The sequence below is a fragment of the Glutamicibacter creatinolyticus genome (assembly GCF_006094275.1).
In the GTDB taxonomy this organism is placed as follows: domain Bacteria; phylum Actinomycetota; class Actinomycetes; order Actinomycetales; family Micrococcaceae; genus Glutamicibacter; species Glutamicibacter creatinolyticus.
The window spans coordinates 954531-978458 of sequence record NZ_CP034412.1 but is presented as its reverse complement, the minus strand read 5'-3'; the positions used below and the strand labels follow the sequence as shown (position 1 = coordinate 978458).

Below are 23928 nucleotides of genomic sequence, written 5' to 3'. Positions count from 1 at the left end.
TAGCGGGCCAGGGCCTGGCGTAATGAAGTGGGAAGCTTACTCGGCCGAAGCCAGTGCCTCTTCCTCCACGACCGGGGCGAGCGAGAGCTTGCCGCGGTCATCAATCTTGGTGATCTCAACCTGGATCTTCTGACCCACCGAGACAACGTCCTCAACATCTTCGACGCGCTTGCCGTCGTTGATCTTGCGCAGCTCGGAGATGTGCAGCAGACCGTCCTTGCCCGGGGTCAGCGAAACGAACGCACCGAAGGTGGTCAGCTTCACGACGGTGCCCAGGTAGCGTTCGCCCACCTCGGGAACCTGCGGGTTGGCGATCGCGTTGATCGCCGAACGGGCAGCCTCGGCGGCGGTGCCGTCGGTGGCGCCGATCAGCACGGTGCCGTCGTCCTCGATGGAGATGTCCGCGCCGGTGTCTTCCTGGATCTGGTTGATCATCTTGCCCTTGGGGCCGATGACCTCGCCGATCTTGTCAACCGGGATCTTCACCGAGATGATGCGCGGCGCGTTGACGCTGAGCTCATCCGGGGTGTCGATGGCCTGGTTGAGCACGTTCAGGATGTGCAGGCGCGCTTCGCGGGCCTGGGTCAGTGCGGCACCCAGCACGGAGGCCGGCAGGCCGTCCAGCTTGGTGTCCAGCTGGATCGCGGTGATGAACTCGGAAGTACCGGCCACCTTGAAGTCCATGTCACCCATGGCGTCTTCGGCGCCCAGGATGTCGGTCAGGGCGGCGTAGCGGGTTTCCCCGTCCACGGTGTCCGAGACCAGGCCCATGGCGATACCGGCCACCGGCGCCTTCAGCGGCACACCGGCGTTCAGCAGCGACAGGGTCGAGGCGCAGACCGAACCCATCGAGGTCGAGCCGTTGGAGCCCAGCGCCTCGGAGACCTGGCGGATCGCGTACGGGAACTCCTCGCGCGACGGCAGCACCGGCACGAGCGCACGCTCGGCCAGGGCACCGTGGCCGATTTCGCGGCGCTTGGGCGAACCCACGCGGCCGGTTTCACCGGTCGAGTACGGCGGGAAGTTGTAGTTGTGCATGTAGCGCTTGGAGGTGACCGGGCTCAGCGAGTCGATCTGCTGCTCCATCTTCAGCATGTTCAAGGTGGTCACGCCCATGATCTGGGTTTCGCCACGCTCGAAGATGGCCGAACCGTGAACACGCGGCAGCACCTCGACCTCGGCCGAGAGCTGACGGATGTCGGCCAGACCGCGCCCGTCCATGCGTACCTGGTCGGTCAGGATGCGCTGGCGCACCACCTGCTTGGTGACGGCGCCAAAGGCCTTGGAGATTTCCCCGGCACGATCGGCGAATTCTGCGCCTTCGCCCGACAGCTCGGCGACGATTTCTTCCTTGTAGGCCGATGCCGCGTTGTCGCGGTCCTGCTTGCCGGCGATCTGGTAGATCTCGGTCAGCTTGGAAGTGGCCTTGGCCTCGACGGCTGCGAACACGTCTTCCTCGTAGTCGCGGAAGATCGGGAACTCAACGGTTTCCTTGGCGGCGCGGGAAGCCAGGTCGGCCTGGGCCTCGCACAGCACCTTGATGAACGGCTTGGCAGCCTCCAGGCCCTCGGCGACGATCTCTTCGGTCGGGGCCTGGGCACCGCGCTCGTTGATCAGTTCCCAGGCGTGGTCGGTGGCTTCGGCCTCGACCATCATGATGGCGACATCGTCACCGGCGATACGCCCGGCAACCACCATGTTGAACACGGCGTTCTTCAGCTCGGAGTGGCGTGGGAAGGCAACCCACTGCGGGCCGTTGCCGTCGTCAACCAGGGCCACGCGTACGCCACCGATCGGGCCGGAGAACGGCAGACCGGAGAGCTGGGTGGACATGGAGGAGGCGTTGATGGCGACCACGTCGTAGAGCTCATCCGGGTGGATGGCCATGACGGTGACGACTACCTGGACCTCGTTGCGCAGGCCCTTGACGAAGGCCGGACGCAGCGGGCGGTCCATCAGACGGCAGGCCAGGATGGCCTCGGTCGAGGGACGGCCTTCACGACGGAAGAAGCTGCCCGGGATGCGACCGGCAGCGTACATGCGCTCCTCGACGTCCACGGTCAGCGGGAAGAAGTCGAAGCCCTCACGCGGGTGCTTGCCGGCAGTGGTGGCCGAGAGCAGTGCGGTTTCTTCGTCAATGTAGACCATTGCCGAACCAGCGGCCTGCTTGGCAAGGCGGCCGGTCTCGAAGCGGATGGTGCGCTGTCCGAAGCGGCCATTGTCAATGACTGCCTCGGCAAATTGGATTTCTGGACCCTCCATTAAGGGGGTGCTCCTTTCGGTCGCTCCCAATGCTTGGGACATAGCGAACCGTGTAGCCCTACCCAGATCTGGTCTTCGATCGAGACTCGCGCTTCGGTGCGTTCCAAAGCGAAAGCCACTACCGAGGACCGCGATCTAGAAGCGGTCGGGACCTACGGTGTCGCAGTCTTGGGAGATATTTTTAATCGTGGGTTCCGGTACAACCTGGAGACCCACATATAAGCGTACCGTTTATTGCCCTCAGCCGCAGTTTTTCACGCCACACCCGGGCAAGTCCTAGGCGTCGCTGCTACGTGCAACGGCCGAACCAGGAGAACAGTACCGGCTGTCCAGGAGGGCGGGCATGGCGAAAACACGCTCAGGTTAATCCGCGGTCGGTCTTGCCGGGAGGTGGGCCGGCGCAGTTCAGGCAGCGGTCGCCGGCTTCCCGACGAGGAAAGACGGCGACCGCTTCTGCTTGTTTACCAGGCGTCGCGCGCACTTAGCCGGGCTGCGGCCATGGAGGCGCCAAGGATGATGGTGCGCATGAAGCGTTCGGCCGCTTCAACCAGCAGGCGCTCCCCGTCGTCAACGGCTTCGCGCAGCGTCATGGGAATCGGCACGATCGATGCGATGGCGTCGATGCCGATATCGTGCACGTCGCGGCAGCCGCGGCCCAGGGTGCCGGCCAGCGCCACCACCGGCACGCCGTGCAGGGCCGCGCGCCGGGCCACCTCGGCCGGCACCTTGCCGCGCGGGGTCTGGAAGTCAATCGCCCCTTCTGCGGTGATCACCAGGTCCGCCCCGCGCAGCAGCCCGTCCAGGTCGATTCCCGCCAGCCCGGAGTCCAGCAGGGCCTCAAAGCGCGGCAGCAGGCTGGCCCCAACGGCGGCCAGGCCGGCCCCCAGTCCCCCGGAGGCGCCAGTGCCCGGGGCGGTGGCGAAGTCGGTGGTGCGCGCCGAATCCAGGGCGTCGCGGCGCAGCACCGCGGCCCAGTGCTCGAACCCGGCCGACATGGCCTCCACCTGCTGAGCGGTGGCGCCCTTCTGCGGCCCGAAGACGCGGGCCACCCCGCGTGCCCCGGTCAGCACATTGTGCTGGTTCAGTGCCAGGGTGAGCGGAACGCTCCGGTCGGCGAGCGCCGGATGCAGGCCGGAAAGGTCCAGCCTGTCGATGCGGCAGAGGTGGTTTCCTCCGGCGGGAACCTCGTTGCCCACCGCGTCCAGGATCCGCACGCCCAGGGCCTGCAGGGCGCCCATGCCCCCGTCGGAGGTGCCCGAGTCCCCGCAGCCGACCAGGATCTGCTGCGCGCCGGCATCGATGGCCGCGGCGATCAGCTCCCCGACCCCGCGGCTGGTGGTGAGCCCGGGATCGCGCTGGTCGTGGGGCACCAGGCGCAGCCCTGCGGCTGCCGCCATTTCCACCACGGCGGTCCCGGACGCATCCCCTCCGAGCATCGCGTAGTGGGCTTCGACCGGCTGGCCGACCGGGCCGGTGACCGTGACCGGGATCAGCCGTCCGCCGGTGGCGGCGGCCAGGGTCTTGGCGGTGCCTTCGCCGCCGTCGGCGATCGGTACGGCCTTGACCATGGCGCCGGGCAGGGCGCGGCGCACCCCGGCGCCGATGGCGGCGGCGACGGCGTCGGCGTCCAGGGACTCCTTGAATCCGGACGGGGCGACAAGAATACGTTGGGGCAGTGCGTGAGCCATGGGGGAACTCCTTTGTTGAGCTGGGGAAGGTTCGGTGGTGGGTGGATGGTTGAAAATGTTGGGACCCGGTGCTGGTCGGCGCTGGAGCTAGAGCATCAGCGGCAGGCCCATGGCCGGCCAGACCCAGAAGGCGAAGACCACGACCAGCAGCACCATCAGCGGGCCAAGCACCGCGCTCAGCCGCAGAAGGTGGGCCGGGGTGTAGATGGGCACGTCCTCGATGTCGGAGAACAGGTTCACCGGTTTGGCGCTGCTGGTCAGGGTGTGGCAGAAACCGGCGGCCGCGGTGGAGGCGAAGGCGATCGCCACCGCGTTGACCCCGAGCCCGGGCGCCAGGGAGATCACCAGCGGGATCAGCACCGCCGAGCGGGCCGAACGGGACTGGATGACCAGGTGGGCGGCGGCGGAGATCACGATGACCAGCACCGCGAACACCCATCCGGCGGCCTGGCCCAGGTGCTTGACCGGGGCCAGGGCGCTGTTGGCCAGCCAGCCGGCGGCCCCGGTGTTGGCCAGCGCGGTGCCCAGGGTGAGGGTGGCGGCCATGAAGATCAGCATCGCCCACGGCACCGCCTTCAGCGCCTTGGCCAGCGGCACCGATCCGAAGCCCGGGCTGGTCACCAGCAGGGCGCCGAGCAGTGCCACGATCGCGGGGTGCAGCTGGTGCAGCGGTTCGGTGCACCACAGCACCACCACCGCGGCCACCAGCAGGGCCGCCCGGGACTGGGCCACGCTCAGCGGACCGGTCAACGGCACCGGCGAGTTCTGCTGCAGCTGCTCCAGGCTCACCGCCAGCCGGGCCTTGCGGTCCTGGTGGCCGGTGAACATCCACAGGATCAGTTCGGCCGCCAGGTGGGATGAGACGAACGCCAGCGGCAGCCCGTAGAGCAGCCAGGAGGCGAAGGAGAATCCGCTGAACCCGGAGGCCTGCAGGATCTGGCTGGTGATCAGGTGCGCCCCGGCCCCCAGGTAGGAGCCGACCGCGGAAAGCAGGATCACCGAGGGGAAGACCAGGGACAGGGCCAGCACCACCCGAGGCCGGTCGCCCAGCGCCTTGGCCAGGGCCACGAACACCGGGATGGCCAGGGCGGCCCGCCCGGAGGTGGAGGGCACCGCGAAGGCGGTGGCCACCAGCACCCCGGCCACCAGGTGCACCAGCTGGCGCGGGGTGCGCGCCCCGGCCACGATGTAGGCCGCGGCCCGGGTGGCCAGCCCGGTGGCGGTGATCCCGGCGGCGATGACGAACGCGGCCAGCAGCAGCCAGATGGTGTCCTCCCCCAGGGAGGCGAACAGCTCGGCTTCGGGCAGCACCCCCATCAGCACCAGCACCAGGGCGGCGCCCAGCGCCACGTAGGTGTCGGAGACCGGGGAGAAGATCCACAGCCAGATCGCCACCGCGAACACGCCCAGGGTCAGCGCACCCTGGGCCGGCAGCGCCGTATCCGGATCCGCCGGCTGCTCGAACACGCTGAGGATGCACCAGGTGATGAACCCGGCCAGCAGCACGGCGGCGATGACCGCGGCCCAACGCTGCCGGCTCCACGCCCGGGCGGTGCGCGCCTCGGGGACCGGCCCGGCACCGGCCGGGGCGGTGCTGTAGCGGAAGCGCTCGGTGCTGCGGGTGCGCTGCCTGGTGCCGGTCATGACTCGGCTCCCAGGGTGCTGGCCATGCAGTCGGCGAAGCGTTCACTGCCGGCGGCGGCCGGGGCCAGGGCGTCGGCGCCGAAGCTGATTCCGAAGCAGGTGCCCTGCCCGGCGCCGGATTCCACCCAGGCGCTGCCCCGGTGGGCTTCGGCGACCGCCTTGACCACCGCCAGGCCCAGGCCCATGCCCGGCTGGCCGCGGTCCGCACCCTGGGTACGGTAGCTTTCTAGCAGGCTGCGGGCCTGCTCGGCCTCCAGCCCCGCCCCGTGGTCCTGGACCCAGAAGCTGGCGGTGCCGCCGGTGACCGCCGAACCCAGGTGGATGGTGTCCCCCGGGCCGGTGAACTGCACGGCGTTGCCGATCAGCTGGCGCAGCGCATCGGTGATGCGCGCCGGATCCAGCCAGGCCTTGGTGGCGGAGGTGGCCTCGATCGCCAGGTGGCGTCCGGCCAGCAGGTCGCTGCCCGAGGCCTGCGCGGCGATCTGGGCGGTCACCTCCCCGACGGACGCCCACTGCGGGGCAACGAAACCGGGGTTGGTGCTCTGGGCCAGGATTTCCAGGTCCGCCAGGCACTGGCCCATCTGCCCAATCAGGTCCTGTGCCTGGGCGGCCATGTGGGAGCGCTTGGTGGTGGACAGCTCCCCGCGGGCCAGTTCGCGCACCGCAACGGCCAGGCGGTGCTGCGGTTCGGACAGGTGTGCCCGGGCCTCGGCGATGAAGTGGCGTTGGGCCAGGTGGGATCCCTCCACCCGGTCCAGCATGGCGTTGACCGTCTCGGCCAGCTGCGCCAGGTCATCCCGGCCGTGCACCGGGATGCGGGCCGAGAGGTCCTGGGCGGTGATCTGCTCGGCGGTTTCGCGCACCGCGCGGATCGGGCGCATGATGTGCCGGGCCACCAGCCAGGCGATCCCGGCGGTCAACGCCAGGCCGCCGGCGGCGATGGCCAGCAGCAGCACGGTGTGCCGGTCGGCCTGCTCCTGTGCGGCCCCGGTGAAGTGGGCAACCACCAGGTGCGCCTCGGTGGACGGGTCGGCGACCGCGGTCCCCTCACCGGTGGCTTCGGCCTTCGCCCAGCGCACCGGCCCATGGCTGGTGTCGTACACGCCGGAGGACTGCGGGTCCTGCACGATGCGCTGCAGCAGGGCGTGGTCCGTGGCCAGGCGGTCCCCGGCCTGGTCCAGTGCGCCCTGGGCGGTGTACACCTGCTGCCCGGCCTCACCGATGATCGCTTCACCGGCGACCGGCTGCTGGCGGGCGACGTAGCGTTCCATCAGCTCATCCATGGAGGTGAACGGCTTGGCTGTCTGCGGGTCCAGTCCCTCGGCGGCGAAGGTGCGGAACTCCTGGATCTCCTGGGTGATGCCGGCGTTCGCGGCCTCGGCGATCTGTCCGGACATCACCGAGCGCATGGTGACGGTGACGGCCAGCAGGGTCAGCGCGGTGGTGACCACGATCCAGCCAACGATCCGCCAGCGGGCGGAGACCGCCGAACCCTGGCCCTGGACCGGCTGCTTCGCCGCGGCGGTCTCGGTGCCGCCGTCCGGGGCCGGGCGCAGCGGGTGCCCGGCGGGGGTTCGCGTGTCAATGGTCTTAGTCATCGTCCTCACCGCCCCGGTCATCCGCAACGTCATCGTCGGAATCGGATTCGGTTGTGGGAGTGGTCCCCGGGTTGGTTGAGGGCACCGTGGAAGCCGGCTCCTGCCGGGCCGGCGGCGCCGGCTCGGCCTCCCCCGGCGCTTCGGTACCCGGCGCGGAGGTTCCGGGTTTGGGGGTTTCCGGCTTGGGTGTGTCCGGGGCCGGGGAGAGTTCGACAACCACCGGCTCTTGGGGCGGGGTTGGTGGATTGGCGGTGTCGGCCAGCAGCTGGCTGGCCGTCGCCAGACCGGCCGGAACGGCCAGCACGACGAGAATGATAAGTATGCGTCTGATCATGTCCCCAACACTAGAAATCCCTTGTGAGACCGTAATTAGACGTTCGTGAGACTCAGATGACGGGTGCATGAGAGCTTTATGAGAAAAACCGGCGCTGACCTAGCCGCTTAAGGTGTCCTTCAGCCTTGCCAAGGGATGCCTGCCGGACGCTGGCCAGCGCGGCCCGGGCATTGCACAATCAGGTATGGGCAACTCTGTGCAATCGTTCTACGGCCGCGATACTCTGCGCTATGTGCGCCTGATGCTGCTGGTCGTTCCGCTGCTTCTGGTGGTGGCCATCATCGTCTACGGCGTCGTGAACCAGCGGATTGAATCATCCATCAGCTCCTACTATTTGGGTCCCGCGCGCGACCTGTTCGTGGCCATGCTGGTCACCACCGGGGTGCTGCTGGTGGTATATAGCGGCCCGCCCCTGGAAGACCTGTCGCTGAACCTGGCCGGGTTCTACGCCATGTTCGTGGCACTGGTGCCCACGAAGCTCGGGCAGACGCTGCAGGAGTTATCGCAGGGCGAACGGGTGAAGCTGGTGCTCTCGGTGCGCGTGGCAATCATTGCCATCCTGGTGGTGACCGCAGTTTTCGCGTGGCTCGGCTGGCGCACCAAGCGGTGGCCGCGCGGGGAGTTCATGCACAACCTGCCCACCACCGTGCTGACCCACATCGGGGTGGTGCTGCTGGCCGGATTTCTGGTGCTGCTGACCTGGAGAACGATCGAGGGGGCGGAATTTGCCGGGGTGCATGCCTCGGCCGCGGCCTTGATGATCGGCAGCATGGGCATCGCCATCGCCAGCCATGTGGGCCCGGCCCGGCTGTGCCCGGATGGCGGGGCCGGCGAGCGCAGCTGGCATTACGCGGTGCTGGTGGGGTTGATGGCCGCAGGGCTCATCGCCTGGCCCGTCCTTGAGGCGTTGGGGATCTCCCAGGCGCTGTTCATTGTCGAATGGTTCGAGATCGGGCTGTTCTCATACTTCTGGTACCTGGAATCCCGTCGCCTATGGCACGAGCCGGAACGCACCGCGCCGATCCTCGGCTAAGGGCACCGGCCCGTGCGGTGTCCCCGATCGTGGGACCCGGGCGCCTTTGGCCTACTGGCCAGCGGCGGTTGCCGGACCGGCGGCCGCGGCTCCGGGTTCCGGGGCGGTCGAGGTTTCCACGAGCAGCGCGGCGGCGATGGCGTCAAAGGCACCGAGCGTGGCGAAGAGCTTGGCCGGTTCCTGCGGCAGCGGCCAACTGGAGAGCTTGACGGCCACGACTTCGGCCGGACGGTTGATGTAGACCAGCTGGCCGTGGATCCCCATGCACAGGAACACGTCATTGCCCGAGTAGGGGAACCAGAGCTGGTTGCGGTACATGCCGCCGGGCATCCGGTAGTCGCCGGGGCTGGTGGCAAAGGCGTCCCGCGAATCCGGTGCCCCCTCCAGGGTTTCGGCCATCCACGTTGAGGAGAGCACCCGCTGCCCGCTCAGGGAGACACCGTCGTTCAGCAGCATGGACCCGAAGCGGGCCATGTCCCGCAGGCTGGCGCTGATCCCCCCGTCAAAGGTGCCGGTCCCGAACTGGTCAATGTCAAGGACGGCGTCCGCCTCGGCGCCGATCTTCCCCCAGAGCACCGCGGACATCAGCTGCGCCATGGGTTGCCTGGCGGCGGCCTCGCACACCCAGCCCAGCATGTCGGTTTCGCAGGAACGGTATTCAAAGAACCCGCCGTGCGCGGTCTTGCGCTGCAGCGTCTTCAGGAAGGGGTACATTCCCGTGGGCCCCGGAGCGAGGGTGGGGGCCCAGCCAATGGCCTGCTCCAACAGCCGGATGCCCGAGAGCGGGTCCAGGTAGTTCTCGGAGAAGTTGATGCCCGAACGCATGTCCAGCAGGTGGCGGACCGTCGCCCCGGCGTACCCGGTGCCCTCCAGTTCGGGAAGATAGTCGGTGAGCTGGGCATCGGCATCCAGCGTCCCGGCGTCGCAGAGCGCGCCGGCCACCACCCCGATCAGGGACTTGCTCACCGACATCAGCAGGTGGACCGAGTCTGCGTTCATCTGCCCGAAATACTGTTCGGTGAGCACCTGGCCGCGGTGCAGCAGCATCCACCCGTCGGTGTTGGTCGAAGCCATGACCGCTCCCACGCTGACCGGTGCCTGCCCGGGCACGGTGCCCGGAACCAGCACCGAATCCAGGTCACGGTGCGCGGCCGGCAGCTCGGCCACCGGCCCGGACCCCCGTGCGATGGGCGCGGTGGGCAGGAAGTCGGCCATGTGCTGGAAGGACCAGTGCAGGTTCTGCGGCTGCTTCCAGTTCGTGACGTCCACCATCACGGCATTGCCCTGTTGATCCATGGCGTCCATGGCAGTTCCTTCCCAAGAAAATGTCGCTGTACCCATACCGTGTTGCTCCGATAGTACGACGGAGACTACCACTGCCCAGGTGATTGCCGGGCGCTTCTGCCAGTCCCCCATCAGGCTGGTGCCCAAAACCGTGGCGGGGCCACGCCCATGCACCCACTGCATGGGCGTGTAGCAGTACTGGCCGAAAGGCGGGTGAGTCACACAGAAACCTATGAATGATCCAGATTTTTCCTGCTATTCGCTGAAAACTTCGCTTTCGCTTATGCGCTGGCCCACAGGAAGGAATACGGTAAGAACAGACTATTCTCCGTCGGCGACCCTGCGGAACCGGCGACCATTTTTCGGTGCGGGCCCCAAAGGGTCCGCGTCGGCACGACACGAAGGCTTGATATTGAACGGCAACGCAACGTTTAGGCATCACAACGTGGCCCTTTTGGCCGTCAATAGGGTGCAGGCACCGGTGGTGCTCAGCTCCGCCGAATTCGACGAGCGACTGGCCCCCAGCCTGAAACGTTTGCGACTGTCCAAGAAACTGCTCGAACGCGCCTCCGGGGTGAAGGAACGCCGCTGGTGGTCCGAGGGCACCGGTTTTGACGACGCCGCGGTGGAAGCCGGCGGCAAGGCCATGGCCGAAGCCGGCATCGAGCCGGGGCAAATCGGCCTGCTGATCAACACGTCGGTGACCCGGCGCAACCTGGAACCCTCGGTGGCCTCCAAGATCCACCACGACCTGGGGCTGCCCTCCTCGGCGATGAACTTCGACGTGGCCAACGCCTGCCTCGGGTTCGTCAACGGCATGTCCCTGGCGGCGAACATGATCGACTCCGGACAGATCAAGTACGCGCTGATCGTGGCCGGGGAAGACGCCCAGCCCACCCAGGAAACCACGTTCCAGCGGCTGAATGCGGAAAACTCCACCCGCGAAGACTACCTGCGCGAATTCGCCACCCTCACCCTGGGGTCGGGGGCCGCCGCCGCAGTGGTGGGCCCCGCCGACGAACACCCCGGTGGCCACCGAATCGTGGGCGGGGTCTCCCGGGCCGGCACCCAGCACCACGAATTGTGCGTCGGCGGGCCGGCCGGCATGTACACCGACACCAAGGGGCTGCTGGATAACGGGCTGGACCTGGTGGTCAACGCCTGGCAAGAGGCGCATCAGTCCGGCTGGGATTGGCGTTCAATGGACCGTTACGTCACCCACCAGGTCTCCAAGTCCTACACCAACGCCATCATCAAGGCGGTGGGCCTGATCCGTGACCGGGTGCCGGTCACCTTCCCCAAGTGGGGCAATGTCGGCCCGGCCTCGCTGCCGATGACCCTGTCGCAGGAAGCCGAAACCCTCAAGCCCGGCGACCGCGTGCTGTGCATGGGCGTGGGCTCGGGACTGAACACCACCATGATGGAGCTGGCTTGGTAACTGAGATTTTTCCCGGTGTCGCTGCACGGTACTCGGGCTATCTCGAAGTGCCCTCCACCTCCGCGGTGGATCCGGCCGGCACCACCCACCGGTGGCACCTGCTGGACAACCATGGCGAACTGGAAGAACGCGGAATCAGCCCCGTGGGCACCTTGCTGTGCGTGCACGGCAACCCCACCTGGTCCTACCTGTGGCGCGAGCTGCTGAACCACGTCTCGGCCCATGCCCTGCCCTGGCGGGTGGTCGCAGTGGACCAGCTGGACATGGGCTTCTCCCCGCGCACCGGGGTCCTGCGTCGGTTGGCCGACCGGGTCAACGACCTCGGGGATCTGACCGCTGCCCTGGGCTTGGACGGCCCGGTCATCACGGTGGGGCACGACTGGGGCGGCATCATTTCCCTGGGCTGGGCCTTGGACCACCAGCAGCAGCTGGCCGGGGTGGTGTTGACCAACACCGCGGTGCACCCTGCGGGGTTCCAGATGCCTGCCGCGCTGCGCCTTGCCTCCCACCCGGCCGTGCACGGCTGGGGAACCAAGAGCACCGACGCATTCCTGCGGGTAACCCATTCGCTGGCCCACCCCAAACTGGATCCCGGTACCCGTGAGGCGTTCATGGCACCGTACACCAGCGCCGAGCGGCGCGATGGGGTGGCGAACTTCGTTGCCGACATCCCCTTCGCCCCGGACCACCCCAGCCGCTCCACCCTGGAGTCCATTGCCGAATCCCTTCGCACGCTCTCGGTTCCGGCCCTGCTGCTGTGGGGGCCCAAGGACCCGGTATTCTCCGACCGCTACCTGCGGGACTTGTTGTCCCGGCTCCCCCACACGCAGGTGCACCGCTTCGAAGGCGCGGGACACCTGCTGCCCGAGGACCGCGACATCGCCACCCCCATCTTCGACTGGCTGGACAAGCAGGACGGGCCTGCGGGGCGTGCCGAACCGCTGAACGGCTACCGGCCCATGCTGGCCGAACTGGATGCCCGCACCCAGGACAACACCGCGGCGGTGGTGGACGTCAGCCCACCACGCACCCTGTCCTGGTCGGACCTGGGCCACCGGGTGAATACCCTGGCCGCCGGGCTGGCCAGCATCGGGGTCCGCTCGGGCAGCCGGGTCAACCTGCTGGTGCCCCCGGGCATCGAACTGACCTCCCTGATCTACGCCTGCCTGCGGCTGGGCGCGGTGATCGTGGTCGCCGATGCCGGTTTGGGAACCAAGGGGCTGGGCCGGGCCATCCGCGGCGCCGGGCCGGACTACCTGATCGGCATTGAACGCGCCCTGACCGGGGCCCGGGTGCTGGGCTGGCCTGGGACCAAGGTGGCCGTGGATGACCTGCCGGCGGCAAAGCTCAAGCTGCTGGGCGTGGCGCACACGGTGCCAGAGCTGCTGCTCACCGGCGCGGCCGCCAATCCCACCGCCGACGATTTCACGGCCGCTGATCCGGACGCGGACGCCGCGGTGCTCTTCACCTCCGGCTCGACCGGCCCGGCCAAGGGCGTGGTCTACACGCACCGGCAGCTGGCCGCCATGCGCGACACCCTGGCCGAAACCTACGACCTGAAGGCCGGCTCCGCGCTGGTGGCCGGGTTTGCGCCCTTCGCGCTGCTCGGCCCGGCGCTGGGTGCCACCTCGGTCACCCCGGACATGGATGTCACCGCCCCGCGCACGCTCACCGCCGCCGCACTGGCCGATGCCGCCGCGGCGATCAACGCAAGCACGGTGTTCGCTTCCCCGGCCGCCCTGGCCAACGTGGTGGCCACCAGCGGGCGCCTGGATGCCGGGCAACGCCAGGTCCTGGAGCAGGTCACCCTGATGCTCTCGGCCGGGGCCCCGGTGCCCGAACCCCTGCTGGCCAAGGTCCAACAGCTGGTGCCCCACGCCGGGGTGCACACCCCCTATGGGATGACCGAGGCCCTGCCGGTGACGGACATTGACCTGGACGAGATCCGGGCGGCCGGCAACGGCAATGGCGTCTGTGTCGGCACCCCCGTCGCCGGGGCGCAGATCGCGATCGCCGCCCTGGACGCCTCCGGGAACGCGGCGGATGAGCCCACCACGACCCCGGAGCTCACCGGGGAGATCCTGGTTCGGGCTCCCCACGTCAAGGACCGCTACGACCGGCTTTGGATCACTGAGCAGCAAAGCGTCTCCATCCCCGGATGGCACCGGACCGGGGACGTTGGCCACCTGGATGCCGAGGGACGCCTGTGGGTCGAAGGCCGCCTGGGCCACGTCGTGCGCACCGCCCGCGGGCCGTTGACCCCGGTCGCCGCGGAGCAGGCGGCGGAGTCGGTGCCCGGCGCCGGACGCGCCGCTCTGGTCGGTGTCGGACCGGCCGGCACCCAGGTGGCCGTGGTCGTCATGGAAACCAATCCGCCGGCCAAACGGCCCGGCCCGGCGTCCACGGCCCCGGCCAACGAGGTCCGGGAGGCGGTGTCCGCCGCCGGTGTCGAGGTGGCGGCGGTGCTCGTGGTCCCGGATCTTCCCACCGACATCCGGCACAACTCCAAGATTGATCGTGCCGCCCTGGCAGCCTGGGCCGAAAAGACCCTGGCCGGAGGAAGGATCCGCAAACCATGAGCACCCCTGATTCCCCAGCAACACCGCGCCGGGTGCTGGTCACCGGCGCCAGCGGCCTGCTCGGCGGAGCCGTCGCCGAATTGTTGCGCACCAAGGGGCACCATGTTCGCACGTTCCAGCGGCGTGCCTCGAACGGCGCCACGGATGAAGTCCTGGGATCGCTGACGGACCAGGGAGCGGTCAATCGTGCCGCCAAGGGCATGGACGCGGTCATTCACCTGGCGGCAAAGGTCTCCTTCACCGGGGACTGGGACGAGTTCGTCTCCACGAACATCGTCGGCACCAGGAACCTGTTGCAGGCCGCCCAGGAATCCGGGGTTTCGGATTTCGTCTTCGTCTCCTCCCCCTCGGTAGCGCACTTCGGCGCAGCCCTGGCCGGGGAGTCGGCGGGCACCGCCGACCCGGAACGCGCCCGCGGGTTCTACGCCCGCTCCAAGGCGGCCGCGGAACTGATCGCCCTGTCGGAGGACCAGCCCGAATTCCGGGTGACGGCCATCCGGCCGCACGTTGTCTGGGGCCCGGGTGACACACAGTTGGTCGAACGTGTCATCCAGCGCGCCAAGGCGGGCCGGCTGCCCCTGCTGGACCAGGGTGCCGCACTGATTGATACCACCTACATCGACAACGCCGCCGCCGCGATCGTGCGAGGGCTGGAACGCATGGATCATGCCCACGGCCGTGCCCTGGTGGTAACCAACGGGGAACCACGTCCGGTTGGAGAACTCATGGCGGGAATCTGCCAGGCCGGCGGCGCACCGGCCCCCAAACTGAACGTGCCCGGCTGGTTGGCCCGCGGCGCGGGATCGGTGATTGAAAAAGCGTGGCTGGCCGCCGGCCGCCGCAACCTGGTGACCGACGAACCTCCAATGACCCGATTCCTGGCCGAGCAGCTGTCCACCGCCCACTGGTTCGATCAACGTCAAACGCACGAAATCCTGGACTGGAAGCCGGAAGTCAGCATCGATGAGGGAATTGAGCGCCTCCGTGCCCACTACAGTGGCTCGCCGGTTGGCTAGCAACGCGATCTTGTAGCCCCACAGCACAGGAGCCGGGGCAGGCCGCAATTGATTCTCAGCTTCCTTACATTCGGTGCGGCCTGCGGCCCCAGGTAGTAGAGACTTGATGCCATGGACAAGCCCGAAGCAGTCACCACCCAGGACTCAACCGTCGAACAGTGGACGGCGGCACTGGCCCAGTCCACCGGTTCGCCCGGTGGCGGCGCCGGTGCCGGATTGATGCTGGCCATTGCCGCCTCCCTGATCTCCATGGTTGCCGGTTACACGGATGCGCAGGAACCGCAGGCCGCCCACGTGCAGAGCCTTCGACGCCGTGCCTTGGAGTTGCGGCAGACGGCGCTGCGCCTGGCGGACGAAGACGCCTCCGCGTCCAAGGCCTTCGGCGCCGCGTTCCACCTGGAGCCTGGAAGGGAACGTGAGACCGCGATCAAGAAAGCCAGCATCAACGCTGCCCGGGCCTCGGCGACGCTGGGCAAGCACGCCGTTATGGCCATTGACGACCTTGAATGGCTGGCCCTGAACGGCAACCAGGCGCTGATTTCCGATGTGGTGGTCGCTTTGGGCTCATTGCGCGCCACGCTTGCTGGCGCCCGTACTAATGTCAGCTTCGACCTGGCCAGCTCGACAACCGACGATTCATCGATGGCCGAACTGCGCCGGCAGCACCAGGACCTCTTCGCTGCACTGCGTGAATTTGAAGCGGCTATCGAACGCCTGGATACGATCGCCTCCGGGATTGACCGGCGCGCGGCCCCAACCAGCACCTGATATGTTGCTGACTTTGTCAAGATAGGCAGAACAAGGCGACCCCGCATCCAAATGGACGCGTGGTCGCCTTGCCGTTCCCCGGGAGCCCCGACCTTCAGGCCGGTTCATGATTCGTGCTGTTATTCAGCGACGACGTGGTCGAATCTGATATCCGCGGGTTGGTTACCGCATGACGACTTTTCGGCGGGAAGCCGAGCCGCTGGTCTAGCGACGAACGTCGCAAATCACCGGTGCCCGGAAGGCCGGATCAACCGGGACGGGGCCGCGACGACGCACTGGATTGCGGCCGCAATCAAGGTGCGGGCCAGGCCATACCCTGTCGGTCCGGCCTCGTAGGTAGCCCGGAGGGTGGAGATCTCACCACCATGGGTCAGGATCCATTGGCGGACAGCGGCTGCGTCCATGGCCAAGGCTGCGCGTTGCACTTCTCCGGTCTCCGGGGTGATGGCACAGATTTTCACGCTGCGGGCACGCACGTCCATGCCGATGAAAGTACGCTGGTACGTAGCTGGAACCTCCTCGTTCATCTGTCGGCACCAACACAACAGTGGCGCCACAGACCCGAGGAAATCCACGGGTTCGTGGTGATCATGTTGGTGATCCACGCTACGCCGTAGAGCGTTCAATCATTATGAAGCGGAGGTTCCAGCCCATACCAGACCTACCAAGCCCTACACCTCATATCGTCTAGATGTACCCGAAACGAAAATACGGCGGTGCGCGGCGCAGCCCCTCGTGGCGCTGCCGGGCTCTACGCGTTGCTCCTTCCTTCTGCGATATGCAGCCTTGGAACGGCCAGTCCTCGTGGTAAATGGCTCGGAGCAGCGGATCAGACGCGGCCTGTACACGAATGCTCCGGCGGCAGCTCTGTGCGAATCTGCCCCGTGCGATACCGCGACTGCCCCGAACATCATCACTATGATGATGACCAAACGCAGATGCCCGCGCCTGACTGGACTCAAAGGAGATGTTCCGTGGCCCCATGGGAGAAGGTTGTCCGCTTTTCAGGGAAACTGATCATCCAGATCGATCAGGCAGCAGAGGAACGCGATTACAAGGTCGCTTTCGCCGAAAACGCGCAGGAGGCCCGCACCCAACTGTTGGCAGGGGATGAGGCATGGTTCGATAACTTGCGCAGGGCCGTCGCCAGAACCAACCTGCTGAATCAGTACTTCATGATGGCACTTATCAAGGAGTACCAAGAGCAGTCCGATGCCGTGCGTTCGGCCGTCCTGCGGTTTTGGGCCGAACCTGCCTCGGTGAGCAAGCTCGACGAGCTGGAGAATTCGTTGCGCGCCCTGAACAAGGAACGGTTGTCGGCCGGAGGCGCAATAGCATTCGGTTCACTGCTCCTGATGAGCATCTCACCAGCCAAGTACCCGCCCTTCAGGGCTCGAAAATCGGCACAGTTCCTGCGCCTGCTCGGGCTCAAGCCCTTGCCTGCGAAGGCACCCGCCAGTGAACGCTATACACAGTTCCTCAAAGTGCTTGATGACCTGTGTGCCCAGGCCCAGGGTGCCGGTCTGCCGATTCGCGACCGGCTGGACGCACAAGGCCTCATGTGGACATTGTTGAGCACCGATCCTGACTCATCCTGGTCAAGCGACGAAGCCACAGAATTCAGGCAATGGCGCGGAGACGCGGAACCGAGCACTCCGGCACCTGCCATGCACGATTTCGATGCATCCAAGGAAGCCGCAACTTCCTTGAACCAAACACCGGCACCCCTCATCGCCGAGGCCCTCCTGAGGTTGAAACCCGCCAGTGAGGAGTTGGCCAACGAACTGTATCTTGATCGTGAAGACCTCCAGGAGATTATTGACCTCTTGCAGGCACGCAGACAGATCGTGTTCTACGGGCCTCCAGGTACCGGCAAAACCTATATCGGAAAACACCTGGCCCGCTTCCTGTCTAATTCCCAACAGCCGGACAGTGTCCAAATCGTCCAGTTCCACCCCTCCTACTCCTATGAGGATTTCTTCGAAGGCTTCCGGCCGGCGGGAACAACAGAGGGACAAGTCGGGTTTTCCCTCCATCAGGGACCGTTGCGACGCCTGGCCGCGCTGGCAAGCCGGGAGGAGAACCGCAACAAGCCCTACTTCCTGCTGATCGACGAGATGAACCGGGGCAACTTGGCCAAGGTCTTTGGCGAGCTTTACTTTCTCCTGGAGTATCGGGATGACAAGATTCGGCTTCAGTACAGCCCGGAAGAAGAGTTCCAGCTTCCGCCCAACCTGTTCATCATCGGAACCATGAATTCTTCTGACCGATCGATCGCCATGGTCGATGCGGCCATTAGACGGCGCTTCGCCTTCGTCGAGCTTCATCCCCAGGGGCATCTGATCGGGAACGTGCTGCCCCGCTTCCTGACCGCCAAACAGCGCTCGACCCTGGCGTTCCAAATGCTGACCGCCCTGAACGACGAACTTGATTCCGACCAACGCGACCTGGCCATCGGGCCCTCCTACTTCATGCGCGATGAGGCAGCAACGGTCCAGGGGCTGCGAAGAATCTGGAAATACGAGCTCCTGCCGCTGCTCGAGGAATACCACTATGGATTCCTGAACCGGACCGAGGTGCACAACAGATTCGGCTTTGACGCGATCTCTTCGAACCTGGATTTGCGGTTGTTCGAGACCGGCACCACCCGCTCCGACTATGAAGAGGAATCGGACGAGGTGCGATGAACGAGCCACAACTCAAACACGTCGTTCTGGATGAATTGGCTACAAGTTCCGAGCACCTCAACCTGGATGACATCACGCGGCAGGCCCTGCAGCAAACGAAGCTCGTCACCGTCGTTCCCGCCCCGGCAAACCGGTGGATGATGCTGCCCAACGGCTATGTGGGCGCCGTGCAGTTCGGTGAGCTGCTGGTTGAAGTGCGTCCCAAGGAACGAGTCGGAGTCTCCCAGCTGCTCTTCCTGCTCAGCTATGCCAAGGATCCCGGATTTCGTCCGGAGAACGTCGAGGCTTCCTCGACCAATGATCTGTGGCCAGCCATGGGTGAAACGTTCGCTCGATTGAGCGAACAAGCCATCGCCCAGGGGGTGCTGCACGGGTACCGGTCTGTCGATGATTCAGAACGCACCCTCCGCGGGCGCATACGGATGTCCGATCAGCTGGCGCGGCATCCGGGAATGATGTTCCCGCTGGAAGTTACGTACGACGAGTTCACTACGGATATTCCCGAAAACCGCATCCTCAAAGCCGCCACCTACCGGCTGCTGCTGCTTCCCGGCTTAGGAGCAGACGTGCGGCAAAGGTTGGAACGCGTTGCGTCGCGACTTGCTGAAGTGTCACCGTTGGCCGCCGGGGTTGGCCGACCCGCCTGGCAGCCTACCCGACGAAACAGTCGCTATATTCCCGCCCTGCGAATTGCAGAACTAGTGTTGGAGAATCTGGTCGCCGAGGCTCGTCACGGGAGATTGCGGGTTGCCGCATTCGTGGTCAACATGGCCAAGGTCTTCGAAGACTTCATCTCCATTGCCTTGGCCCAAGCGCTCACGCAGTTTGACGTTGCACCCCAGACGCAGGTCGGATACAAGCTGGATGCGCCGCGCATGGACGGCGCCTCCCGCGTCGATATCCGTCCCGACATCGTTCTGATGCGCGATCGCGCACCGGTTCTGGCGTTGGATGCGAAATACAAAGCCGAGTCCAGCTCCGGACAACACGCCAACGCCGATTACTACCAAATGCTGGCCTACGCCACGGCGCTGGGGCTGGGCCATATCTGGCTGGTGTACGCAGGAAAGGGCGAGCCCTTAAGCCGCCGGATCATCAATTCTGGAGTTTGCATTCACGAGTATCCGCTTGATCTGTCTTCTGCGCCGCAACAGGTGCTGACCCGCATTCACGATCTGGCCCTAACCTGCATGCGCACGTTAAATGCCCCGCACGCTGCGGCCATTTCAACCGCCTAGCCCTCACCCGGTGGCCGCAAAAGCGCCTTCCCGCCACCTGCCTGCCGTGGCGCTGACGGACCGGTCCCCCGCTACGACAAACCCACTGCGCGCCCTTGGTCATCGACATCCATGTGCATGGCGGCCGGCACCTTGGGAAGGCCAGGCATGGTTGTGATCGCCCCGGTGATGACCACAATGAAACCGGCACCCGTCTTGGGAACGATCTCGCGGACCTGCAACGTGAATCCTTCAGGGGCTCCCAGCAGCGTGGGGTCATCGGAGAACGAATACTGGGTCTTGGCCATGCACACCGGCAGGTCGTCCCAGCCGTTGGCGTGGATCTGCTCGAGCATCCGTCTTGCCTTGGCAGAATATTCAATGCCCACTCCGCCATAGAGCTCGCGCACCAGGGTTAGGATCTTCTCCTCAACCGGTTGCGTCAGCTCGTACAACGGGGAGAAATTGTTCGGTGGTTCAATGGCCCGCAAGACCGCGGCGGCCAGCTCCCCGGCCCCGGCCCCGCCGTGGCCCCAGACATCGGCTACGGCGCATTCAATGTTGTTCGCCGCGGCCCATTCGGTGACTACGGCCAATTCCGCTTCGGTATCCGTGGTGAACCGGTTGATGCCGATGACCGGCTGGATACCGAACTTCGAAATGTTCAAGGCATGCCGGGCGAGGTTCGTCAGGCCCGCGCGCACGGCCTCAACGTCTTCTTCACGCAGCTGCTCCAGGGACACTCCCCCGTGCATTTTCAGGGCACGAATGGTAGCCACGATGACGACGGTGTCCGGGTCGCACCCGGCATAGCGGGCCTTGATGTCCATGAACTTCTCGGCGCCCAGGTCGGTGCCGAAGCCCGCCTCGGTCACCACGATGTCGGCCAGCGTGCGCGCGGTATTGGTGGCGACCCCCGAGTTGCAGCCGTGCGCAATGTTGGCGAATGGCCCGCCGTGGATGAGGGCGGGGGTACCGCCTATGGTCTGGACGAGGTTGGGTTTGATCGCCTCCTTGAGCAGCAAGGCCATGGCTCCGGCGGCCCCCAGCTCGTCCACGGTGACCGGAGCGTTGTCGCGGGTATAGCCGATGGTCATGCGGCCGAGCCGGGCGCGCAAGTCCTCCAGCCCGGTGGCCAGGCAGAATACCGCCATGACCTCGGAAGCAGCGGTGATCTCGAAACCGGTTTCCCGCGGCATCCCGTCGGCCGGTCCGCCAAGGCCGATGACCACGTTGCGCAGCGCCCGGTCGTTCATGTCCACGGCGCGTTTGAAGGTGATGCGACGCGGATCAATGCCCAGGGAATTTCCCTGGTGCAGGTGGTTGTCGATCAGTGCCATCAACAGGTTGTTCGCGCTGGTGATGGCATGGAAATCCCCGGTGAAATGCAGGTTGATCTCATCCATCGGAAGCACCTGCGACTTGCCGCCGCCGGTGGCCCCACCCTTCATGCCGAAACTCGGGCCCACGGAGGGTTCACGCAGGGCGATCATGGTTTTCGTTCCCGCGGCGGCCAAGGCATCGCCCAAGCCCACCACCATGGTGGATTTCCCTTCCCCCGCGGGTGTCGGGGACATGCCGCTGACCAGGACCACCTTTCCCAGGCCGGAACCGCGAGCAGTCAGCAGGGCCGGGTCGATCTTGGCCTTGTACCTGCCGTAAGGCTCCACCGCAGTCTCCGGGATCCCGGCCGACCGGGCGATCTGCGAAATTGGCTTGAGCACCGCTCGCGAGGCAATGGCAAGATCACTCATGTCGGTTTCTGGCGTGGAAGTCATCGTGTGCCCCTATCTGGCTTCCCTAGTCGGGGGAAATGAACCCCAGGGTCCTTGGTTTTCCTCGATTCACCTTCAAGCTACCACTGAGGAGGTCGCGGGCGGTGGGATGTCCCCGCCAAATTCTCATCTACTGAGAACCGCAGGGTCATGGGCCGCGATTGGGCAAACCGGGGATTGCGTGTGGTTGGCGCTGAATCCCCGGGCCTTCTGAGCCGGTTTGGCGCATGCCTGCGCCCATCCCCGCCCCAGCGACTGCTCCCGACCGGTGGAAGCGTCATCCCGGATACAACGGCTTTTCAGACAGACGCGTATCGTCGTTCCGGGCGGCCCACTCCCCCGTACTTCAGGTTCACCTGCACCAGCCCTTCCTCCGCCAAATACTCCAGGTACCGGCGAGCGCTGACTCGGGAAATGCCGAGTTGTTCTGCTGTTTCGGTGGCTGAGATCGGCTGCGGCGCCTGCTTGAGGATCTTCTCCACGAGCTCCAGCGTTTCGATGCTGCAGCCCTTGGGCAGTGGCCGGTGTTCCTGCCCCTTTCCCAATCCGAAGAGCCGATTGACGTCCTCCTGCTGCAGCTGCTGGTCCGAGGTTTGCAGGGGCGCGTAGGAGCTTCGGTAATGCTCAAGTCGTTCATTGAGATCGTCCCGGGAGAATGGCTTCATCAAGTAGTGCACGATTCCCCCGCGCAACGCCCTGCGGACCGTGTCCATTTCCCGGGCGGCGCTGATGACCAGTACGTCCAGGTCGGGTTTGATCGTTCGCAGCTGCTGCAGCAGATCCAGCCCATTGATGTCCGGCAGGTGGATGTCCAGTAGCACCAGTGCCGGGTTCAGTGATTCGACGGCCTTGACGGCCTCGGCCCCGTTATGCGCCACCCCCACCACGGCGAACCCGTCGATGCTGTTCACGAAGCCGGAGTGAACCTTGGCGACCATGAAATCGTCGTCGATCACCAGTACCTTGATCATCTGGCGTGCTGTCCTTTACTTTGCGAGTGTGGCGGTGAAGAGCGCACCGTTGTCGTTCCTGGCCATCACGTGCCCGCCGTGGCGCTGGCAGACCAGGCGGGCCAGCGCCAAGCCAAAACCGCGCCCTCCCGCTGCGTGGTGGTCCTTGGTCGAGAACCCCTGGGCGAAGATTTCCTCAATGACCCCGTCGTCAATTCCGGGGCCGTTATCCGCGACGGTGATGGCTATTTGGGAATCCGTGTCTTTGATGGTGATCTGGATGTGCGCGTCACGAATCTGGGTCAGGGCCTCTATTGCATTATCCGTCAAGTTGCCAACCACCGTGGTCAGGTCGCGGGCCAGTGCTTCTTCGCACCGGCTGAGGCGGGATTCCTCGTTCAGTTCCAGCTGGATGCCGCGTTCCGAGGCGACGCTGGCCTTGGCGATCAGCAGAGCTGCCACCGTGGGATCCTCAATCGAGGTCGACACGCTGTCGAACAACTGGCTGCGGCTGAGGCTGACCCCTTCAATGAAGCGCTCCACTTCCCCATATTCTTCGAGTTTGATGAGTCCGGAAATCGCATGCAGCTGGTTCGCGAACTCATGGGTTTGGGCGCGCAACATGTCGCTGGTGGCCTTGGTGTTTCCCAGTTCCTGTTCCAGGCGGCTTAGCTCCGTGCGGTCGCGGAACGTGGTCACCGACCCCAGATCCCGTTCCCCGCGGCTGATGGGCATGCGGTTGAAGACCAGAACCCGCTCCCCGATCAGGAACTGGCGGTCGGCTTCCTCCTGCTGGGTGAGAAGGGCACGGGTCACCTGCGGGGCGACGTTCAGCTCCTCCAATGTGCGCCCCACACAGTCTTCAGGCAGGCGCAGCAGTTCAATGGCCACATCGTTGGCCAGGGTGATCCGGTGGTTGGGGGAAACCGAGATCACGCCCTCCTTCACCCCATGCAGCAGCGCCTCGCGATGTTCAAAGAGCTTGGTGATGTCCCGCGGTTCCATTCCCCTGGTCTGGTGCTTGACCTTTCGGGCCAGCAGGACTGAGCCTCCGGCTCCGAGCAGGATGCACACCAGCAGGGTGAACAGCACGCTGGGCGCGATCTCCCGGAGCAGCTCGGCGGTATTGGGGTAGCTTTGCCCGGCCCCCACGATCCCGATCAGCTTTCCCTCCTCGTTCAGCACCGGGATGTGGGCGATCAGTTCATGCTTCCCGTCATGGACGCGTTCTCCGCGCCATGCGCGGCCCTGGGTCACGGTGCTGTCCGGGGTGAGGATGGAGGAGTTGACTTCATCGGGGTAGCTGGAGGTGATGATCGTGCCCGCAGCGTCGGCGATGGCCACGAAATCCAGGCCCGAAATGCTGCGCGCGGACTCGGCCATGGCAGGCAGGGCCGAACCCATCTCCGGGGCCGCATCGGGCAGGAGCGCGCGCAGCAGGGGATTGGAAGCCAGGGATTCAGCCGCGGACAGGCTTCTGCGGGTTTCGGACTTCTCAAAATTGTTGGTCGCCTGATTCACCGATACGGCGATGACCCCGGTGAGAACGACCCCAATGATCAACAGCTGCATGATCAGGTACTGCCCGGCCAAAGTCAGTTGCCGACCGGGCTTTCGTCCCCTCGCGGCATGGGCCGTTTTCATGTGTCCCGTTC

General features: G+C 65.8%; 17 protein-coding genes. 7 read left to right on the top strand and 10 right to left on the bottom strand.

Going from position 1 to position 23928, the window contains the following annotated elements; translation table 11 throughout:
* Positions 1-36: 36 nt before the first annotated feature.
* From GcLGCM259_RS04480 to GcLGCM259_RS04460, 5 genes are all read right to left on the bottom strand, one after another.
* Positions 37-2262, bottom strand: a complete 2226-nt coding sequence (locus tag GcLGCM259_RS04480; protein ID WP_138925905.1) for a polyribonucleotide nucleotidyltransferase — start codon at positions 2260-2262, stop codon at positions 37-39.
* Between the two features lie 461 nt (positions 2263-2723).
* Positions 2724-3950, bottom strand: a complete 1227-nt coding sequence (locus GcLGCM259_RS04475) for a glycerate kinase family protein (RefSeq protein WP_138925904.1) — start codon at positions 3948-3950, stop codon at positions 2724-2726.
* A gap of 87 nt (positions 3951-4037) precedes the next feature.
* The gene (locus tag GcLGCM259_RS04470; RefSeq protein WP_138925903.1) at positions 4038-5594 is read right to left on the bottom strand and encodes an SLC13 family permease; all 1557 of its coding nucleotides are present in this window, start codon (positions 5592-5594) and stop codon (positions 4038-4040) included.
* Complete coding sequence (locus tag GcLGCM259_RS04465; protein WP_175419325.1) at positions 5591-7192, bottom strand: sensor histidine kinase; 1602 nt, start codon at positions 7190-7192, stop codon at positions 5591-5593. Before GcLGCM259_RS04465 ends, GcLGCM259_RS04470 begins: the two co-directional genes overlap by 4 nt.
* Entirely contained in the window at positions 7185-7526 is a 342-nt protein-coding gene (locus GcLGCM259_RS04460) for a hypothetical protein (RefSeq protein ID WP_138925901.1), read from the bottom strand. Before GcLGCM259_RS04460 ends, GcLGCM259_RS04465 begins: the two co-directional genes overlap by 8 nt.
* Positions 7527-7710: 184 nt before the next feature.
* Between GcLGCM259_RS04460 and GcLGCM259_RS04455 the strand changes: the two genes are divergently transcribed.
* Positions 7711-8559: a hypothetical protein gene (locus GcLGCM259_RS04455; RefSeq protein WP_138925900.1), complete on the top strand. Its 849-nt coding sequence runs from the start codon at positions 7711-7713 to the stop codon at positions 8557-8559.
* Positions 8560-8610: 51 nt separating this feature from the next.
* Here the strand turns inward: GcLGCM259_RS04455 and GcLGCM259_RS04450 are convergent, their stop codons facing one another.
* On the bottom strand, positions 8611-9864 hold the full coding sequence (locus GcLGCM259_RS04450) for a serine hydrolase domain-containing protein (RefSeq protein ID WP_217496553.1): 1254 nt from the start codon (positions 9862-9864) through the stop codon (positions 8611-8613).
* 391 nt (positions 9865-10255) lie between these two features.
* Between GcLGCM259_RS04450 and GcLGCM259_RS04445 the strand changes: the two genes are divergently transcribed.
* The 4 genes from GcLGCM259_RS04445 (at position 10256) to GcLGCM259_RS04430 (ending at position 15644) form a co-directional block, all read left to right on the top strand.
* On the top strand, positions 10256-11281 hold the full coding sequence (locus GcLGCM259_RS04445; protein WP_175419324.1) for a 3-oxoacyl-ACP synthase III: 1026 nt from the start codon (positions 10256-10258) through the stop codon (positions 11279-11281).
* Positions 11275-13860 (top strand): alpha/beta fold hydrolase, encoded by a 2586-nt coding sequence (locus GcLGCM259_RS04440; RefSeq protein WP_138925898.1) that lies wholly within the window; start codon positions 11275-11277, stop codon positions 13858-13860. The genes GcLGCM259_RS04445 and GcLGCM259_RS04440 overlap by 7 nt, the downstream gene beginning before the upstream one ends.
* The gene (locus tag GcLGCM259_RS04435) at positions 13857-14876 is read left to right on the top strand and encodes an NAD-dependent epimerase/dehydratase family protein (RefSeq protein WP_138925897.1); all 1020 of its coding nucleotides are present in this window, start codon (positions 13857-13859) and stop codon (positions 14874-14876) included. Before GcLGCM259_RS04440 ends, GcLGCM259_RS04435 begins: the two co-directional genes overlap by 4 nt.
* A gap of 111 nt (positions 14877-14987) precedes the next feature.
* The gene (locus GcLGCM259_RS04430) at positions 14988-15644 is read left to right on the top strand and encodes a cyclodeaminase/cyclohydrolase family protein (protein WP_138925896.1); all 657 of its coding nucleotides are present in this window, start codon (positions 14988-14990) and stop codon (positions 15642-15644) included.
* Positions 15645-15868: 224 nt separating this feature from the next.
* On the opposite strand, the gene GcLGCM259_RS04425 is transcribed toward GcLGCM259_RS04430, so the two are convergent.
* Entirely contained in the window at positions 15869-16171 is a 303-nt protein-coding gene (locus GcLGCM259_RS04425; RefSeq protein ID WP_138925895.1) for a hypothetical protein, read from the bottom strand.
* 447 nt (positions 16172-16618) lie between these two features.
* On the opposite strand from GcLGCM259_RS04425, the gene GcLGCM259_RS15765 reads away from it, so the two are divergent.
* Entirely contained in the window at positions 16619-18331 is a 1713-nt protein-coding gene (locus GcLGCM259_RS15765) for an McrB family protein (RefSeq protein ID WP_342773587.1), read from the top strand.
* Positions 18328-19569 (top strand): McrC family protein, encoded by a 1242-nt coding sequence (locus tag GcLGCM259_RS04415; RefSeq protein WP_138925894.1) that lies wholly within the window; start codon positions 18328-18330, stop codon positions 19567-19569. Before GcLGCM259_RS15765 ends, GcLGCM259_RS04415 begins: the two co-directional genes overlap by 4 nt.
* Positions 19570-19640: 71 nt before the next feature.
* Here the strand turns inward: GcLGCM259_RS04415 and GcLGCM259_RS04410 are convergent, their stop codons facing one another.
* From GcLGCM259_RS04410 to GcLGCM259_RS04400, 3 genes are all read right to left on the bottom strand, one after another.
* Positions 19641-21326 (bottom strand): formate--tetrahydrofolate ligase, encoded by a 1686-nt coding sequence (locus tag GcLGCM259_RS04410; RefSeq protein ID WP_138925893.1) that lies wholly within the window; start codon positions 21324-21326, stop codon positions 19641-19643.
* 296 nt (positions 21327-21622) lie between these two features.
* Complete coding sequence (locus GcLGCM259_RS04405) at positions 21623-22294, bottom strand: response regulator (RefSeq protein ID WP_138925892.1); 672 nt, start codon at positions 22292-22294, stop codon at positions 21623-21625.
* 15 nt (positions 22295-22309) lie between these two features.
* Positions 22310-23917 (bottom strand): sensor histidine kinase, encoded by a 1608-nt coding sequence (locus GcLGCM259_RS04400; RefSeq protein WP_246049770.1) that lies wholly within the window; start codon positions 23915-23917, stop codon positions 22310-22312.
* Between the last annotated feature and the right edge of the window lie 11 nt (positions 23918-23928).

Coding starts and splice junctions, on each gene's coding strand:
- GcLGCM259_RS04480 (WP_138925905.1), bottom strand. CDS start 2,262: ATGGAGGGTCCAGAAATCCAATTTGCCGAGGCAGTCATTGACAATGGC.
- GcLGCM259_RS04475 (WP_138925904.1), bottom strand. CDS start 3,950: ATGGCTCACGCACTGCCCCAACGTATTCTTGTCGCCCCGTCCGGATTC.
- GcLGCM259_RS04470 (WP_138925903.1), bottom strand. CDS start 5,594: ATGACCGGCACCAGGCAGCGCACCCGCAGCACCGAGCGCTTCCGCTAC.
- GcLGCM259_RS04465 (WP_175419325.1), bottom strand. CDS start 7,192: ATGACTAAGACCATTGACACGCGAACCCCCGCCGGGCACCCGCTGCGC.
- GcLGCM259_RS04460 (WP_138925901.1), bottom strand. CDS start 7,526: ATGATCAGACGCATACTTATCATTCTCGTCGTGCTGGCCGTTCCGGCC.
- GcLGCM259_RS04455 (WP_138925900.1), top strand. CDS start 7,711: ATGGGCAACTCTGTGCAATCGTTCTACGGCCGCGATACTCTGCGCTAT.
- GcLGCM259_RS04450 (WP_217496553.1), bottom strand. CDS start 9,864: ATGGACGCCATGGATCAACAGGGCAATGCCGTGATGGTGGACGTCACG.
- GcLGCM259_RS04435 (WP_138925897.1), top strand. CDS start 13,857: ATGAGCACCCCTGATTCCCCAGCAACACCGCGCCGGGTGCTGGTCACC.
- GcLGCM259_RS04430 (WP_138925896.1), top strand. CDS start 14,988: ATGGACAAGCCCGAAGCAGTCACCACCCAGGACTCAACCGTCGAACAG.
- GcLGCM259_RS04425 (WP_138925895.1), bottom strand. CDS start 16,171: ATGAACGAGGAGGTTCCAGCTACGTACCAGCGTACTTTCATCGGCATG.
- GcLGCM259_RS04415 (WP_138925894.1), top strand. CDS start 18,328: ATGAACGAGCCACAACTCAAACACGTCGTTCTGGATGAATTGGCTACA.
- GcLGCM259_RS04410 (WP_138925893.1), bottom strand. CDS start 21,326: ATGACTTCCACGCCAGAAACCGACATGAGTGATCTTGCCATTGCCTCG.
- GcLGCM259_RS04405 (WP_138925892.1), bottom strand. CDS start 22,294: ATGATCAAGGTACTGGTGATCGACGACGATTTCATGGTCGCCAAGGTT.
- GcLGCM259_RS04400 (WP_246049770.1), bottom strand. CDS start 23,917: ATGAAAACGGCCCATGCCGCGAGGGGACGAAAGCCCGGTCGGCAACTG.